General features: G+C 66.8%; 13 protein-coding genes. 3 read left to right on the forward strand and 10 right to left on the reverse strand.

The genetic code is table 11. The features are described from left to right. Window positions 1-36: 36 nt before the first annotated feature. The 5 genes from ABE483_RS03225 to ABE483_RS03245 form a co-directional block, all read right to left on the reverse strand. Window positions 37-1,185 carry an NADH:flavin oxidoreductase/NADH oxidase gene (locus tag ABE483_RS03225; RefSeq protein ID WP_313208892.1) on the reverse strand — a complete coding sequence of 383 codons (1,149 nt, stop codon included), beginning with the start codon at window positions 1,183-1,185 and terminating at the stop codon, window positions 37-39. A gap of 58 nt (window positions 1,186-1,243) precedes the next feature. Next, window positions 1,244-2,062 (reverse strand): NAD-dependent protein deacetylase, encoded by an 819-nt coding sequence (locus ABE483_RS03230; protein ID WP_346481107.1) that lies wholly within the window; start codon window positions 2,060-2,062, stop codon window positions 1,244-1,246. 46 nt (window positions 2,063-2,108) lie between these two features. Then, on the reverse strand, window positions 2,109-2,522 hold the full coding sequence (locus ABE483_RS03235) for an acyl-CoA thioesterase (protein WP_346481108.1): 414 nt from the start codon (window positions 2,520-2,522) through the stop codon (window positions 2,109-2,111). Window positions 2,523-3,037: 515 nt separating this feature from the next. Continuing rightward, window positions 3,038-4,057: a ribonucleotide-diphosphate reductase subunit beta gene (locus tag ABE483_RS03240; protein ID WP_313208894.1), complete on the reverse strand. Its 1,020-nt coding sequence runs from the start codon at window positions 4,055-4,057 to the stop codon at window positions 3,038-3,040. A 110-nt stretch (window positions 4,058-4,167) separates the two neighbouring features. Further along, window positions 4,168-6,552, reverse strand: coding sequence for a ribonucleoside-diphosphate reductase subunit alpha (locus ABE483_RS03245; RefSeq protein ID WP_313219878.1), 2,385 nt, complete (start codon window positions 6,550-6,552; stop codon window positions 4,168-4,170). Between the two features lie 579 nt (window positions 6,553-7,131). Between ABE483_RS03245 and ABE483_RS03250 the strand changes: the two genes are divergently transcribed. Further along, window positions 7,132-7,956 carry a DUF2884 family protein gene (locus ABE483_RS03250; RefSeq protein ID WP_346481109.1) on the forward strand — a complete coding sequence of 275 codons (825 nt, stop codon included), beginning with the start codon at window positions 7,132-7,134 and terminating at the stop codon, window positions 7,954-7,956. Window positions 7,957-8,048: 92 nt separating this feature from the next. Here the strand turns inward: ABE483_RS03250 and zapE are convergent, their stop codons facing one another. Next, window positions 8,049-9,149, reverse strand: coding sequence for a cell division protein ZapE (zapE, locus tag ABE483_RS03255; protein ID WP_313208897.1), 1,101 nt, complete (start codon window positions 9,147-9,149; stop codon window positions 8,049-8,051). Then, window positions 9,146-9,820 carry a CocE/NonD family hydrolase gene (locus ABE483_RS03260; protein ID WP_313208898.1) on the reverse strand — a complete coding sequence of 225 codons (675 nt, stop codon included), beginning with the start codon at window positions 9,818-9,820 and terminating at the stop codon, window positions 9,146-9,148. Before ABE483_RS03260 ends, zapE begins: the two co-directional genes overlap by 4 nt. A 55-nt stretch (window positions 9,821-9,875) precedes the next feature. Here ABE483_RS03260 and ABE483_RS03265 point away from each other — a divergent pair, with 55 nt between their 5' ends. Further along, the gene (locus ABE483_RS03265; protein WP_346462711.1) at window positions 9,876-10,742 is read left to right on the forward strand and encodes an EamA family transporter; all 867 of its coding nucleotides are present in this window, start codon (window positions 9,876-9,878) and stop codon (window positions 10,740-10,742) included. A gap of 83 nt (window positions 10,743-10,825) precedes the next feature. On the opposite strand, the gene ABE483_RS03270 is transcribed toward ABE483_RS03265, so the two are convergent. From ABE483_RS03270 to ABE483_RS03280, 3 genes are all read right to left on the reverse strand, one after another. Then, window positions 10,826-12,271, reverse strand: coding sequence for an ExeM/NucH family extracellular endonuclease (locus ABE483_RS03270; RefSeq protein ID WP_346465421.1), 1,446 nt, complete (start codon window positions 12,269-12,271; stop codon window positions 10,826-10,828). A 94-nt stretch (window positions 12,272-12,365) separates the two neighbouring features. Then, entirely contained in the window at window positions 12,366-12,884 is a 519-nt protein-coding gene (locus ABE483_RS03275; RefSeq protein WP_070474313.1) for a c-type cytochrome, read from the reverse strand. A 114-nt stretch (window positions 12,885-12,998) separates the two neighbouring features. Further along, window positions 12,999-13,604 carry a TetR/AcrR family transcriptional regulator gene (locus ABE483_RS03280; protein ID WP_121044348.1) on the reverse strand — a complete coding sequence of 202 codons (606 nt, stop codon included), beginning with the start codon at window positions 13,602-13,604 and terminating at the stop codon, window positions 12,999-13,001. Window positions 13,605-13,750: 146 nt separating this feature from the next. Between ABE483_RS03280 and ABE483_RS03285 the strand changes: the two genes are divergently transcribed. Continuing rightward, a complete protein-coding gene (locus ABE483_RS03285; protein WP_121044350.1) occupies window positions 13,751-14,914 on the forward strand; it encodes an isovaleryl-CoA dehydrogenase in 1,164 nt (387 codons plus the stop codon). Window positions 14,915-14,922 lie beyond the last annotated feature (8 nt).

Raw genomic sequence — 14,922 nt, forward strand, 5'->3', positions numbered from 1 at the left:
GGATGCCGGCCAACGGCCGGCACTACCGTCAGCGTGTCAGCGTTCCGGCGCGATGAACACACCGCGGGCTTCGCGCGGTTCGCAGCGCAGGTACTGCGGTGCCGGAGCGACCGAATCGCCCAGTGCGGCGGCGGCATGCCACGGCCAGCGCGGGTCGTAGAGGATGCCGCGGGCCAGCGCGATCGCATCGGCATGGCCATGGCGCAGGATCGATTCGGCCTGCGAGGGCTCGGTGATCAGGCCCACCGCGATGACCGGCATGCGCAGCTTGTGCGCCTTGATCGCCTGCGCGAACGGCACCTGGTAGCCCGGCGACAGCGGAATCTGCTGGCGCGGGTCGTTGCCACCGCTGGAGACGTGCAGGAACTGGCAGCCGCGCGCATCCAGCACGTGCGCCAGAGTCGTGGTCTGTTCGATATCCCAGCCACCGGCCACCCAGTCGCTGGCGGAGATGCGCACACCCACCGCGATGCGGTCCGAGACGGCCTCACGCACGGCATCGAACACGCGCACCAGCAGGCGCATGCGGTTTTCCAGCGAGCCACCGTAGTCGTCCTCGCGGCGGTTGCTCAGCGGCGACAGGAACTGGTGCAGCAGATAGCCGTGCGCGGCGTGCAGTTCGATCAGGTCCATGCCGACGCGCTCTGCGCGACGGGCGGCGGCCGCGAAAGCCTCGACCACGGCATCGATGCCGGCCAGATCCAGTTCGGTCGGGGTCGGGTCGGTCTTGGCGAACGGCAGCGCGGACGGTGCGACCGTGGGCCACGCACGCGGATCGGACGGGTCCATCGCACCGCCGCCTTCCCAGGGCTTGTTGACCGAGGCCTTGCGCCCGGCATGGCCCAACTGCACGCCCAGCGGCATCGGCGACCACTGCTTGACCGAGGCCACGACCGAGGCCAGCGCGGCTTCGGTGGCGTCATCCCACAGGCCCAGGTCGGCCCAGCTGATGCGGCCTTCCGGCAGCACGGCGGTGGCTTCCAGGATCAGCAGGCCGGCGCCGGATTGCGAGAGCTGCCCGAGATGGATGCGGTGCCAGTCGTTGGCAAGGCCGTCGACACAGGAGTACTGGCACATCGGCGCGATCACGATGCGGTTGGGCAGGGTCAGCGGACCGAAGGGGATGGAGGAGAAGAGCTGGCTCAAGGGGGGAACTCGGGAAGAGGAAATGGAACCGGGCGCCATTGCACTCCTGTGCGGCGGCGGAGGCAACCGTGCCAATGGATCAGTGTTTCGTAGCGGCTCAGGCGGCGGCGGTTCCTGGCAGCAGGAAGGCCAGCGCGTCGGCGCAGGACTGGTCGACTTTCAGGCTCAGCAGCGCGTCGGCGCGGGTAAGGCCGCGGTTGAGCGCGGCGATCGGCAGCCCGGCCTGGGCCGCGGCCTGCACGAAGCGGAAGCCGGAATAGACCATCAGCGAGGAGCCGACCACCAGCACCGCATCGGCCCGCTGCAGATGGTCGTGGACGGTCGCGACCCGCTCGCGCGGCACGCTTTCGCCGAAGAACACCACGTCCGGCTTGAGCACCCCGCCGCATGCCGGGCAGGCCGGCACCTGGAAGGCGGAGAAATCCACCTCCAGATCGGCATCGCCGTCGGGCGCCTGTCCGGCCTCCAGATGCTCCCAGCCGGGGTTGAGCGCCAGCAGCCGGTGCTGGAATGCCTCGCGCGTGGTGCGCGCTTCGCAGCCCATGCAGCGCACCTGGTCCAGCCGCCCATGCAGGTCGATCACCGCCTCGCTGCCCGCCCGCTGATGCAGCCGGTCGACATTCTGGGTGAGCAGCAGCTCGACCTGGCAACGGGCTTCCAGCGCGGCGAGCGCGGCATGCGTGCCGTTCGGCCGGGCCCAGCCGAACCGGGGCCAGCCCAGCAGGCTGCGCGCCCAGTAGCGCTGGCGGGTGGCCAGCTCGCCCATGAAGGCCTGGTAGGTGACCGGCGGCGTCCGCTTCCACTGGCCATCGGCATCGCGGTAATCCGGGATGCCCGAATCGGTGCTGCAGCCCGCGCCGGTCAGCACGAACAGGCGCTGGGCGCGGTCGATGAACTCGGCGAGGGGTGTGCTCATGATCAGCAGATGGGGGCGCAGGTGCGGAGAGGCAATCGCGGGCCGCTTACGGGCCCGGGATGTCACCCGGCAGCGACGGGACGCTGGTCGGATGGCCGTCGGCATCCAGCGCGATCATCACGAAGTGTCCGCGCGTGCACAGCTTGCGCTCACCGGTGTGGAGGTCTTCGGCGATCAGTTCAACCTCCACCTTCATCGAGCTGCGCCCGACGTCCACGATGCGGCCGACGGTCTCCACCATCTGGCCGATGCGGATCGGCAGCTTGAAATCGACCTGGTCCGAGCGTGCGGTGACCACGGTGCGGCGCGAGTAGCGGGCCGCGGCCAGGAACGCCGCCTTGTCCATCCATGCCAGGGCCTGGCCACCGAACAGGGTGCCCAGGTGATTGGTGTGGTTGGGGAACACGATCTCGGCCATGCGGACTTCGATGGGCGGGATGGTTTCGGGGATCGAGGTCATGGCGGGGGCCGGGAATGCTGTGGGATGGCGCGGATGATACGACAGGGGGGCATCCATGCCGCTTAACGGTCCTGCAAAGGGACCCCCGACCTCCTCTAGATAGTTTGCTTATGCGCGGTGGGGAGAGCGGCTTTGGCGAGTGCTTACGCGACGTGGTGTGGGAGAGGAAGAGCAGCCGAGCATGGCTCGGCTCTACACGACGTGTTGATACCAAGGTCTTCATTGATAGTCAGCGCACGTTGGTAGCAACCGCCTTTCCAACCGCAATGGAAGATCCATGGGACGTGACCCGGGTAGGCGAATGCAGGACCGTTGGGCCGCATGGATGCGGCCCACGAGCCTACACGGACGTATTCACGGCGGGTCCAGCATTCGCCTGCCCGGGTCACTTCTACTCGCAGCATCCGGACGCCAACGCTGTTGCCTCAACGCTTCAACGCTCAAGCAAGCAGAGCGCAAACAAAAAGCCCCGGAACATGTCCGGGGCTTTTCGAAATCACGACGTGAGCGTCAGATCAGAACGACATGTCGAACGACACTTCGCCCTTCACGCCTACCTGGTAGGCCGAGGAACGGCGCTCGAAGAAGTTGGTCAACTCCTGCACGTCCTGCAGCTCCATGAAGCTCAGCGGATTGCGCACGTTGTACTTCTTCTCCATGCCCAGGCGATGGAAATGATTGTCCGCGCAATGCTGCAGATACTGGCGCATGTCGCGCGTCGAAATGCCCGCCACGCCGCCCGACAGCACGTCCTCGGCGAACTGCACTTCGCACTCGATCGCGTCGGCCAGCATGTCGTAGACCTCCTGCTTCATCGCATCGTCGAACAGGTCCGGCTCTTCCTCGCGGATCACGTCCACGCACTCGAACGCGAACTCCATGTGCGCGCTCTCGTCGCGGAACACCCAGTTGGTGCCCGAGGCCAGACCGTTGAGCAGACCGCGCGAACGGAAGTAGTAGACGTAGGCAAAGGCCGCGAAGAAGAACAGACCCTCGATGCACGCCGCGAAGCAGATCTGGTTGAGCAGGAACTGGCGACGCTCGTCACGGGTCTCGATGCGCTTCAGGTTCTGGATCGAATCGATCCACTTGAAGCAGAAGTCCGCCTTCTTCTTGATCGAGTCGATGTTCTCCACCGCGTCGAACGCCTTGGCGCGCTCGTCCGGATCGGGCAGGTAGTTGTCGAGCAGGGTCAGGTAGAACTGCACGTGCAGCGCTTCTTCGTACAGCTGGCGCGACAGGTACATGCGCGCTTCCGGCGCGTTCAGATGCTGATACAGGTTCAGCACCAGATTGTTGGACACGATCGAATCGCCGGTGGCGAAGAACGCGACCAGGCGGTGGATCAGGTGGCGCTCGCCCGGCGACATCTTGCCGTGCAGGTCGCTGATGTCGATCTGGAAGTTGATTTCCTCGACCGTCCAGGTGTTCTTGATCGCGTTGCGATACATGTCATAGAACTGCGGGTAGCGCATCGGGCGCAACGTCAGTTCAAAACCTGGATCGAGCAGCATTTGAGTCGGCTTGTCGGCCATGGTGTTTCGTCCTTCTTGGCGACTACCGACCAACGGTCGGTAGCTACCGAATGTGTGATTTTCCGTCCGTGCACCCGGCGGTGCCGGCCCGGTGGGCCGGCACGCCTTGGTTACTGGCACGCCTCGCAGCTTTCCGGGTTTTCCAGCGAGCAGGCGACGGCTTCGACCGGGGTGTAGCTGCTGACGGTCGTCTTGGCGATCTTGGTCGCCGGGCGCGAACGCAGGTAGTACGTGGTCTTGATGCCCTGCTTCCAGGCGTACATGTACATGGAGGACATCGCGCCGATGTTCGGGCTTTCCATGAACAGGTTGAGCGAGGCGGACTGGTCGATGAACGCGCCGCGGTCGGCGGCCATGTCGATCAGCGAACGCATCGGCAGTTCCCAGGCGGTGCGGTAAATGTGGCGCAGCGTTTCCGGGATCTGGGTGATGCCCTGGATCGAGCCTTCGGCCAGCTTGATCGCGTCGCGCATTTCCGGGGTCCAGTGGCCGAGCTTCTTCAGCTCGTTCACCAGGTAACGGTTGACCTGCAGGAAGTCGCCGGACAGCGTTTCGCGCTTGAACAGGTTGGAGACCTGCGGCTCGACGCACTCGTAGCAACCGGCGATCGAGGCGATGGTCGCGGTCGGGGCAATCGCGATCAGCAGCGAGTTGCGCAGGCCGTGTTCCTTGATGCGCTCACGCAGGGCGTCCCAACGGGCGGTGTCTTCGGGCACCACGTTCCAGGCATCGAACTGCAGCTCGCCGCTGGCCGCACGGGTGTCGGCGAAGGACGGGTGCTTGCCGCGTTCCTGGGCCAGCTCGCACGAGGTTTCCAGCGCGTGGAAGTAGATCGTTTCGGCGATCTGCCTGGACAGCGCGCGGGCTTCGGCACTGTCAAAGGCCAGACGCTTGCGGAAGAACACGTCCTGCAGGCCCATGCAGCCCAGGCCGACCGGACGCCAGCGCAGGTTGCCGCGGCGGGCGGTTTCGATCGGGTAGAAGTTCAGGTCGATCACGCGGTCGAGCTGACGCACGGCCAGGCGCACGGTGTCGGCCAGCTTCTCGAAATCGAACTCGCCGTGGCCGTCGAAATGATTGCCCAGGTTGATCGAGCCCAGGTTGCACACCGCGGTCTCTTCGGCCGAGGTGATTTCCAGGATTTCGGTGCACAGGTTGGACAGGTGGATCACGTTGCCCGGACGCAGGGTCTGGTTGCTGGCGCGGTTGCACTTGTCCTTGAAGGTCATCCAGCCGTTGCCGGTCTCGGCCAGGGTACGCATCATCCGCGAGTACAGCTTGCGTGCGGAGATGGTGCGCTGGGCCTTGCCCTGGGCTTCGGCCTGCAGGTAGGCCTGCTCGAACGCTTCACCGAACAGATCGGTGAACTCGGGCACCACGCTCGGATCGAACAGCGACCATTCCTGGTCGGCCTCGACGCGCTGCATGAACAGGTCGGGGATCCAGTTGGCCAGATTCAGGTTGTGCGCACGGCGCGATTCGTCGCCGGTGTTGTCACGCAGTTCGAGGAAGTCCTCGATATCGGCGTGCCAGGTTTCCAGGTACACACAGGCCGCGCCCTTGCGCTTGCCGCCCTGGTTCACCGCGGCCACGGACGAATCCATGGTCTTGAGCCACGGCACGATACCGTTGGAATGGCCGTTGGTCGACTTGATCAGCGAACCACGCGAACGCACGCGGCTGTAGCTGACGCCGATGCCGCCGCTGAACTTGGAGAGCTGGGCGATATCGCCGTACTTGGCGTAGATCGACTCCAGCGAATCCTGCGGCGAATCCAGCAGGAAGCACGAGGACAGCTGCTCGTGGGTGGTGCCGGAGTTGAACAGGGTCGGGCTGGAGGGCAGGTAATCCAGGTTGCCCATGCGCTTGTACAGCGCGAGGGTTTCCGGCACGTCTTCGCTCAGCGCGCTGGCGATGCGCAGGAAGAACTGCTGCGGGGTCTCGATCACCTTGCGGGTGTGCGGATGACGCAGCAGGTAACGGTCGTACAGGGTACGCAGGCCGAAGTAATCGAAATGCAGGTCCAGCGACGGATCGATCGCGTCGTTGAGCTTGCGGGCGTTGACCTGCACGAACTCCAGCAGGCGTGCGTTGATCAGGCCGACTTCGTGGCCGCGGCCGACCGACTGCGAGAACGCATGGATTTCCTGGCCGGACACTTCCTTGGCGATGAAGTTGGCCAGCAGGCGCGCGGCGAGGCGGCCGTATTCGGGTTCTTCACCGATCAGCAGCGCCGAGGTGCGGATGGACAGTTCGTCCAGCTCCTGGGTGGTCGCGCCGTTATACAGGCCGGAGATGGTGCGGGTCGCAACGCGCATCGGATCCACCGCATGCAGACCTTCGCAGCAGCGCTGTACGGCGCGCACGATCTTGTTCAGGTCCACCAGTTCGGTCGTGCCATTGCGCTTGGTGACGCTCATGGCGGTCGCCGTGGGCGGCGAGGTCAGCAGGAATTCGCTTTCCTTATCGATAGCTGCGCTGGTTTCGGTGCTCACGGCGTTTTCCTCTTGGCGTGATTTGGGGTGGTGCAGCGTGGGTCTGCCTGGCAGGCGCCGGAACCGATGCAGAGATGCTCAGGGTGGACTATCGGCGTCGCAGGAGCCGCGACCCGGGCAGGCAAGCCTGCGGGCGGTTCCCCTGCGTCACCGGTCCTCTCCCCCCGGAGAATCCTGCGACCGGCACCACACGCTGTACTTCGTGCGGTTGTCAGTAGGTCTTCAGGCCATCGGCGTGAAGGCGATACGCCCGTCGACTTGTGGTCGGCGGTACCGACGGCCACAAGATAGTGGGGGTACCAGGTGTCGTCAACGCCAAATGTAGTGAATTTCCCTAATCCCTTGCGGCGCAAGGACCGGGCCGGAAAGGCGTCCGACGAACGGTCTGGACCTGTCGAAAGCGAGTGCGCAGTCAAGGCCAAAACGCCGGTGCCGGATGCGACGCAGGGGCGCGAAAAACGGAACAGCGGCCTCACATGGCCCTAACGAATGGCCGCCGGTCAGGGTGACTTCCGACCCGCGCCGGGGCCGCCCCGGGGTGCGACGCTCCAACGCGTCTCCTTTCATATGAACGCGACCATGCGCCTGCCCCTGACTGGATGTCTGTTGCTGGGCCTGACCCTGGCCGGCACCGCCGCCGCCGATGGCCAGACCAAGGCGCCGGCCCTCTCCTCGCGCCAGTGCGGGGTGAGCACGCCCTACAACGTGCTGGTGGACAGCGGCGGGATCTGGCTGCGCAACCGCGAGCAGGTGCCGGCGGAGATTTTCTTCCACGATGGCGAGCTGAACATCGATCGCCAGCCGATCCCGGTCAGTGACGCCGATGCCCAGCGCCTGCGCCAGCTCGAGTGGGGCACCCGCCAGCTGGTGCCTGCGGTGGCCGGGGTGGCCGGCGAGGCCACGGACATCGCCTTCGATGCGCTGGGGGCGACGGTGGAGATCATGACCGGCAGCGGCCGCAAGGCGCGCGAGGTGGAAGGGCTGCGCAGGGATGCCCACGAATACGTTGGCCGTACGCTGGGCCGCGGGATCTGGGAGCAGGACCTGTTCGGCGAGCAGTTCGAGGCGCGCATCGAGCAGGCGGCCGAGTCGATGTCGGCCTCGCTTGCCCGCGGGGTGCTGTGGACGATGCTGACCGGCGGCTCTGGCCGGATCGAGGCGCGCGCCGAGAAGATGGAGGCCGACCTGGAGCACCGCATGGAGTTGCGTGGCAAGGCGCTGGAGGCGCAGGCCCAGTCGCTGTGCACGCAGGTGCTGGCGCTGGACGCGATCCAGCAGTCGCTGGAGGTGCGCTACCAGGGCAGGCCGCTGGCAATGATGGTGATGGACCGCAACGAGGACGCGGCCGCGCCGATCGCGCACGAACAGCCGCGCGGGGACGCGTTGGTGTTGCCGCCGTTGTAGAGAGCATCCACGCATGGCGTGGATCTACGTTGCACGGCCTATCCACGCATGGCGTGGATCTACATCACGGCCTGTCCAGGCCCGGCGTGGAGCTACGCGCGGTGCGGGGTGCCCAGGTACTCGGCGCTCTGCATTTCGATCAGGCGCGAGGCGGTACGTTCGAACGCGCCCTGCAGGCGGATGCCCGAATACAGCCCGACCGGTGAATCGGTCGCGGTGCAGACCAGGTTGACGTGGCGGTCGTACAGCTCGTCGATCAGGTTGACGAAGCGGCGCGCGGCATCTTCGTTGAGTGTGTCGAAGTGCGGGATGTCACCGAGCAGCACGGTGTTGAACTCGTGCGCGATCTCGATGTAATCCGACGGGCCGCGTGGGCCTTCGCATAGCGCCTTGAAATCGAACCAGACGATGCTCTTGCCGCGGCCGCGCACCGGAATCTTGCGCGCCTCGATCTCGATGTTGCCCGCCTTGGCCGGTTGCCCACCACTGAGCTCGGCCCAGCGGCCGGCCAGCCAGGCATCGCTGCCGGCATCGATCGGGGACTGGTACACCGGCGAGCGGGTCAGCGCGCGCATGCGGTAGTCCTCGGTGCCTTCGGCGTAGAGCTCCACGCAGTAGGTCTGCAGCAGTCCGATCGCGGGCAGGAAGCTGTCGCGCTGCAGGCCGTTGAGGTACAGGTTTTCCACCGCGGTGTTGGAGGTGGTCACCAGGGTCACGCCCTCGGCGAACATGCGTTCGAGCAGGCGCGCCAGCAGCATCGCATCGCCGATGTCAGTGACGAAGAATTCGTCCAGCACCAGCACGCGCAGTTTGCTGCGCCACTCCTGGGCGATCTTCGCCAGCGGATCGCTTTGCCCCTGGTGCTCGCGCAGGCGCTCGTGGATGCCGCGCATGAAGCGATGGAAATGGGTGCGGTACTTCTGTTCGATCGGCAGGCCGTCATAGAACAGATCGACCAGGAAGGTCTTGCCGCGCCCCACCCCGCCCCAGAAGTACAGGCCCTTGACCGGCTCGGGCTTCTTCCAGAATGCGGAGAGGCGGTCCAGCCAGCCGTCCTGGGCGCTGTCGACCAGCGCCAGATGGATGCGGTCCAGCTCGGCCAGGGCGGCGTGCTGGGCCGGGTCGTTCTGCCATTCGCCCCGGGCCACGCCATCGGCGTAGCGCTGCGACGGGGTCATCACGGTGTCGCTCATGCCGCGTCGGGGGCGGGGTTGGGCAGCCACTGCTTGACGCCATGGATGAGCGCGCCGCGCAGGTCGACGATCTTGCGGTGGAAGAAGTGGCTGGTATCGGGCATGCGCACCAGTTCATGCGGTGCATCCATACTGTCCAGCCAGTCATAGACCGCCTGCGGGTCGACGATCTCGTCTTCCTCGCCCTGGATCACCAGCCACTGGGCCGGCGGCTGCATGCCCTCGAAATCCCAGCGCCCGGCCGGCGGCGCGATCGAGATCAACGTGGTCGGCTGCAGGTCGCCCGCCGCGCGCAGCGAGACGTACGCGCCGAAGCTGAAACCGGCCAGCCACAGGGCCTGGCCCGGCCGCTGCGCACGGACCCAGGCGGCGACGGCCTTGAGGTCGTCCTGTTCGCCCACGCCGTTGTCGAACGTGCCGGCCGAGTCGCCGACGCTGCGGAAGTTGAAGCGCACGGTGGCGATGCCCAGGTCGCGCAGCGAGCGCGCGGCCATGGTCACCACCTTGTTGTGCATGCTGCCGCCCTCGGTGGACAGCGGATGGCAGACGATCGCCACCACCGGCTGCACCGCGACATCGGCCTCGGGCAGATCAACCACGACATCCAGCGGACCGACCGGTCCGTCCAGCGTCAGCGCACCGCTTTCTTGGGGAAATGGGGGATTGTGCATGGCGTCATAATACCGTCCCTCCGCGTGCTTCACCGCCGCCCCGCCGGATCCGTACATGCACTTTCTGGTTTTCAGCGTTCTCTGCAGCGTGCTGGTCTCGGTCCTGCTGAAGCTGGCGCCGCGCCAGCGGCTGGACATGCCGCAGGTGGTGACGTGGAATTATCTGGTCGCCAGCGTGCTCAGCGCGGTGCTGCTGCAGCCCTCGCTGGCGTCACTGCAGACCGCGCATGCGCCGTGGGCCGCCCTGCTCTGCCTGGCCGTGGCGCTGCCGGCGATCTTCCTGATGATGGCCCGCGCGGTCACCCGCGCCGGGATCGTGCGCAGCGACGTGGCCCAGCGGTTGTCACTCCTGCTTTCGCTGCTGGCCGCGTTCCTGGTGTTCGGGGAGACCGCCAACGGCTGGAAGCTGGCCGGCCTGGGGTTGGGCCTGCTGGCGATCCTGGGGATCAGCGTGCGCCCGCGCGCCGGTGCGGCCGAGCCCACTGGCGGGCGGGCCTGGCCGTGGCTGCTGGCGGTGTGGGTGGGCTATGCCCTGGTGGACATCCTGCTCAAGAAGGTGGCGTTGTCGGGCACGCCCTCGATGGCCGCGCTGCTGGCCAGTTTCAGCCTGGCCTTCGTGCTGATGCTGGCGTTGCAGCTATGGCGTCACCTGCGCGGCATCGCCCGCCTGCAGTGGCGCAACGGGGTCGGCGGCGCCCTGCTCGGGCTGCTCAACTTCGGCAACATCCTGTTCTACGTGCGCGCCCACCAGCATCTGCCGGACAGCCCGGCGGTGGTGTTCGCCGGCATGAACATCGGCGTGGTGGTGCTGGGCGCGCTGGTGGGCATCGTCGGTTTCGGCGAGCGCACCAGTGTGTGGAACCGGGTGGGCCTGGGATTGGCCGTGGTGGCGATCGGGTTGATCGCGTGGGGCACGTGGTAACTGGTTGATGCGGTGCCGGCCAGCGGCCGGCACTACCCGGGCAACGCGACGGTGGCCGGGCGTGCCGGCGCACCCGTGCGGTATCAGCGATCAAACCCCAGCAGCAGCGGATCATGGTCCGAGCTGCGCCACGGGCCCGCTTCGTTGCGGTCGCGGTAGCCGACATCGTCGGCCTCATCGGCATTGATGTGCCACTCCGCGGCCGCGCGCAGGCGTTTGGCCATGCCCGGGCTCAACAGCGCATGGTCCAGCCGGCCGGTCATGCCGTTGTAGACATAGCTGTAAGGCCGTTCGACCTTCGCCACCGCGAACGCATCCCGCCAGCCGGCCGCGTGCAGGGTGCGGATCGGGTCTTCCATCGCGTAGGCGTTGAAGTCGCCCAGCAGCACCGCATCGCGGGTACCCGCAGCGGTGGGATCGGTCGCCAGCCACTGGTCCAGCAGCGTGGCCGAGGCGACCCGGGTGGCATTCCAGCAGGCCTGGCCGTCCTTCTGATCGGCATCGGCGCCGGTCGCTTCGGAGCAGCCCTTGGATTTGAAGTGATTGGCCACGACCACGAACGGCGCGCCCTTGCCCGCACGGAAGGCCTGCGCCAGCGGCACGCGGCTGCGCTCGCCGAAGGGCTCCTTCTCCAGCACGGCGGGGGCGCCGACCGGGGTCACGCGCGAGGCGCGATAGATGATGCCGACCCGGATCGGGTTGTCACCCGGGCCCTGCCGGGCATCGATGAAACGCCAGTCGGCACCTTGGCCCCGGTCCGCATTGAGCGCATCAACCAGCTGGGCGATCGCCGACTGCGGGCCGTAGCCATCGTTCTCCAGTTCCATCAGCGCGGCGACATCGGCGCCGAGCGCGTTGATGGTGGCGACCAGCTTGGTCTTCTGCGCCTGGTGTTCGGCCAGGGTACGGGCGCCACGCAGGGTCGGGAAACCGCCGCCCTGGCCGTCGCCATTGAAGAAGTTCTCCAGGTTGAACGCCGCCACATGCAGAGCCCCGGCCACCACCGGTACGGCCGGGCGCTCCAGCGCCGGCAGGTTCAGCGGGCGGGTCACCTGCAGGCGGGTGTTGCCCTTGGGATCGACGCGGACGATGCCTTCGATATTGCGCAGGACCATGCCGGTGCGCAGGTTCGCGGCCGCCGGCAGGTAGGCCACCGGGCCGGGATCGCGGGCGTCGCTGCCATCGTCCAGCACCAGCCGGCGATGCAGGTTGTCGGCCACCACCTGGGCATGCCCGGCGGTGCCGGGTGCGGCCACTTCGCTCGGCTGCCACAGGCGACCACCAAAGGCCACGGTCAACTCACCGAAGCGCGACAGGCCATCGGTGCCGGCCAGGGTCAGCGGCGCGGCGATGCGGACCTGCTGGCCATCCAGCGTGCGCCAGTCGGTGGGCGGCGCGGTCAGGGTGACCGTGGCCGACGTGGTCGGCGCCGGGCGCGCCTGCGGCGAGGTGGCGGGCTGCGGCTGGGCGGCATGGACCGCGCCGGACAACGCCAGCGCGAGAGCGAACACGAGGGGGGTACGGCGCATCGGAAGCGGGACTCCAGGGAAGTGCGACAAGGCTAACCACATAAAGTGAGACGCCGCCCTTCGGCGGCGTCGGTGGCCTGATCCGGCAAAGCCGTCATTTCAGGTTGGCGAGCATCCAATCGACCGTGGCATGGATCTGCTCCTCGGTCAGCGCCGGATTACCGCCCTTGGGCGGCATGATGCCACCGTCCGGGCCGGTATAGCCCTCCACTGCGTGCTTGTAGAGCGTGTCCTTGCCCTGGGCGATGCGCGCATCCCAATGCCCGTGATCCAGCGTCGGCGCCTTGCCGACGCCATTGGTATGGCAGGCGGTGCAGAGGTTGTCGTAGATCACCTTGCCGTCGGTGGTGCCACCGTAGGCGACCTGCGAGGCGGCTTTGACCAGCGCGGCGGCATGGGCGGCGGCCTGCGCGGCGGCACCGGTGCTGCCGGCGTACACCGCACCGGCCGGCGCGATGCGCTGCTCGGTACGTTTGGCCGCCATCGGCGAGACTTCAGGGGGAATGCTGGTATGCAGGTAGGCCGCAAAGATGATGAGGCCGAGTGTGATGGCCATCAGCAGCGCGATGACCATGGAAAAGCGTTTCAGGAACTCGAGGTCGTAATTCCGCACTCTCTATACCCCTGGCTGGTAGTCGTTGGACCACGGCTTGTCGGCCGAGTATGACCAGCGTCGGCGGCGCTGCGCAAGCGACCGCCGGGTGTCGCAATGCAGCATCGGCGCGGCTCAGGCGCCCGCGGCACGCAGGCAGAAAACACAGATCGACTCGACCAGCGCATCTTCGTCGCCGTGCGCGTCGCGGCTCAGTGCGGTCGGGCCGACCAGCGCCTCGGTGAACGCGCCGACGATGCAGGCCGCTGCGACATGGGTGTCCTGCGGCGGGAAGGTGCCTGCCTCCACGCCATCGGCGACGATGCGCCGGAACACATCGCCGAACAGACGGCGGCAGCGGATGCGCTCGGCTTCCACTTCCGGATCGACCGGCTCGGCGATGAAGGCATAGGCCAGCCCGGGCCCGGCCAGCGCGCGGCGCACGAAGGCGGTGATCGCCCGGCGCAGGCGCTCCGGCGCGGGCAGCGGCTCGGCCGCGATCGCCTCGAAGATGCGCAGCTCGTGCTCGACGGCGGCGGTGAGCACCTCCACGAACAGTTCGGCCTTGGAGGGGAAGTGCCGGTAGATCAGGCCGGTGGAGACCCCGGCTTCGGCCGCCACCGCGGTCACCGGGGCGTTGCGGTAGCCGCCGGCCGCCACCAGCACACGGGTCGCCAGCAGGATGCGTTCACGGGCGCCGGCAAGGCGTTCTTCCATCAGGGCGGAGCGTTTATAGGCCATTTGTTGATTCTATGTTCAATTTTTGAATTTGTGTTCACTTCTTTGTCGAACCCGGCTACGCTGGGGGTACATCGCCCGCGGGACGGCCCTGTCAGCCCGTCCATCCCTCCCGGCGCGTCCCATCCCTTGTTGTTGCGGAGTCGCCCATGCACGTCCCGACCATGAACTTCGATCTCGGCGAAGAGATCGACCTGCTGCGCCAGAGCGTGGCCCATTTTGCCTCCGCTGAAATCGCCCCGCTGGCGGCCCAGGCCGACGAAGAGAATCTGTTCCCCAATGCGCTGTGGCGCAAGCTCGGCGAACAGGGCCTGCTCGGCCTGACCGTGGAAGAGGAATACGGCGGCAGCGGCATGGGCTACCTCGCGCATGTGGTGGCGATGGAAGAGATCTCGCGCGCCTCCGGTGCCATCGCGCTGTCCTACGGTGCGCACTCGAACCTGTGCGTGAACCAGCTGCGCAAGAACGGCAATGAAGATCAGAAAAAGCGCTACCTGCCCGGCCTGTGCAGCGGCGAGCTGGTCGGCGCGCTGGCCATGAGCGAACCGGGCGCCGGCTCGGACGTGGTCTCGATGAAGCTGCGGGCGGACAAGCGCGGCGATCACTACGTGCTCAACGGCAACAAGATGTGGATCACCAACGGCCCGGATGCCGATGTGCTGGTGGTCTATGCCAAGACCGATCCGGATGGCGGCGCCAAGGGCATCACCGCGTTCCTGATCGAAAAGGGCATGAAGGGCTTCTCCACGGCGCAGAAGCTGGACAAGCTCGGCATGCGCGGCTCCAACACCTGCGAGCTGGTCTTCCAGGATTGCGAAGTACCCGAAGCCAACGTGCTTGGCGTGGTCGGCGGTGGCGTCAAGGTGCTGATGTCCGGTCTGGACTATGAGCGCGTGGTGCTGTCCGGTGGCCCGCTCGGCCTGATGGCCGCCGCGATGGATGTGGTGATGCCGTACGTGCACGAGCGCAAGCAGTTCGGCGAGGCGATCGGTACCTTCCAGCTGATCCAGGCCAAGCTGGCCGACATGTACGTGGGCCTCAATGCCTGCCGCGCCTATGTCTACGCGGTGGCACGCGCCTGCGACCAGGGCCGCACCACGCGCCAGGACGCGGCCGGCGCGATCCTGTATTCGGCCGAGAAGGCCACTTGGCTGACCGGCCAGGCGATCCAGATCCTGGGCGGCAACGGCTACATCAACGAGTACCCGACCGGGCGGTTGTGGCGCGATGCCAAGCTGTATGAAATCGGCGCCGGCACCTCGGAGATCCGCCGCATGCTGATCGGCCGCGAACTGTTCCAGCGCACCAAGTAAGGGCCCTG

The organism is Stenotrophomonas sp. TWI602, assembly GCF_039674045.1.
In the GTDB taxonomy this organism is placed as follows: domain Bacteria; phylum Pseudomonadota; class Gammaproteobacteria; order Xanthomonadales; family Xanthomonadaceae; genus Stenotrophomonas.

Excerpts from the sequence above, each read along its gene's own strand:
- ABE483_RS03225 (WP_313208892.1), bottom strand. The coding sequence starts at position 1,185 with ATGGCGCCCGGTTCCATTTCCTCTTCCCGAGTTCCCCCCTTGAGCCAG.
- ABE483_RS03230 (WP_346481107.1), bottom strand. The coding sequence starts at position 2,062 with ATGAGCACACCCCTCGCCGAGTTCATCGACCGCGCCCAGCGCCTGTTC.
- ABE483_RS03235 (WP_346481108.1), bottom strand. The coding sequence starts at position 2,522 with ATGACCTCGATCCCCGAAACCATCCCGCCCATCGAAGTCCGCATGGCC.
- ABE483_RS03240 (WP_313208894.1), bottom strand. The coding sequence starts at position 4,057 with ATGGCCGACAAGCCGACTCAAATGCTGCTCGATCCAGGTTTTGAACTG.
- ABE483_RS03250 (WP_346481109.1), top strand. The coding sequence starts at position 7,132 with ATGCGCCTGCCCCTGACTGGATGTCTGTTGCTGGGCCTGACCCTGGCC.
- zapE (WP_313208897.1), bottom strand. The coding sequence starts at position 9,149 with ATGAGCGACACCGTGATGACCCCGTCGCAGCGCTACGCCGATGGCGTG.
- ABE483_RS03260 (WP_313208898.1), bottom strand. The coding sequence starts at position 9,820 with ATGCACAATCCCCCATTTCCCCAAGAAAGCGGTGCGCTGACGCTGGAC.
- ABE483_RS03265 (WP_346462711.1), top strand. The coding sequence starts at position 9,876 with ATGCACTTTCTGGTTTTCAGCGTTCTCTGCAGCGTGCTGGTCTCGGTC.
- ABE483_RS03270 (WP_346465421.1), bottom strand. The coding sequence starts at position 12,271 with ATGCGCCGTACCCCCCTCGTGTTCGCTCTCGCGCTGGCGTTGTCCGGC.
- ABE483_RS03280 (WP_121044348.1), bottom strand. The coding sequence starts at position 13,604 with ATGGCCTATAAACGCTCCGCCCTGATGGAAGAACGCCTTGCCGGCGCC.
- ABE483_RS03285 (WP_121044350.1), top strand. The coding sequence starts at position 13,751 with ATGCACGTCCCGACCATGAACTTCGATCTCGGCGAAGAGATCGACCTG.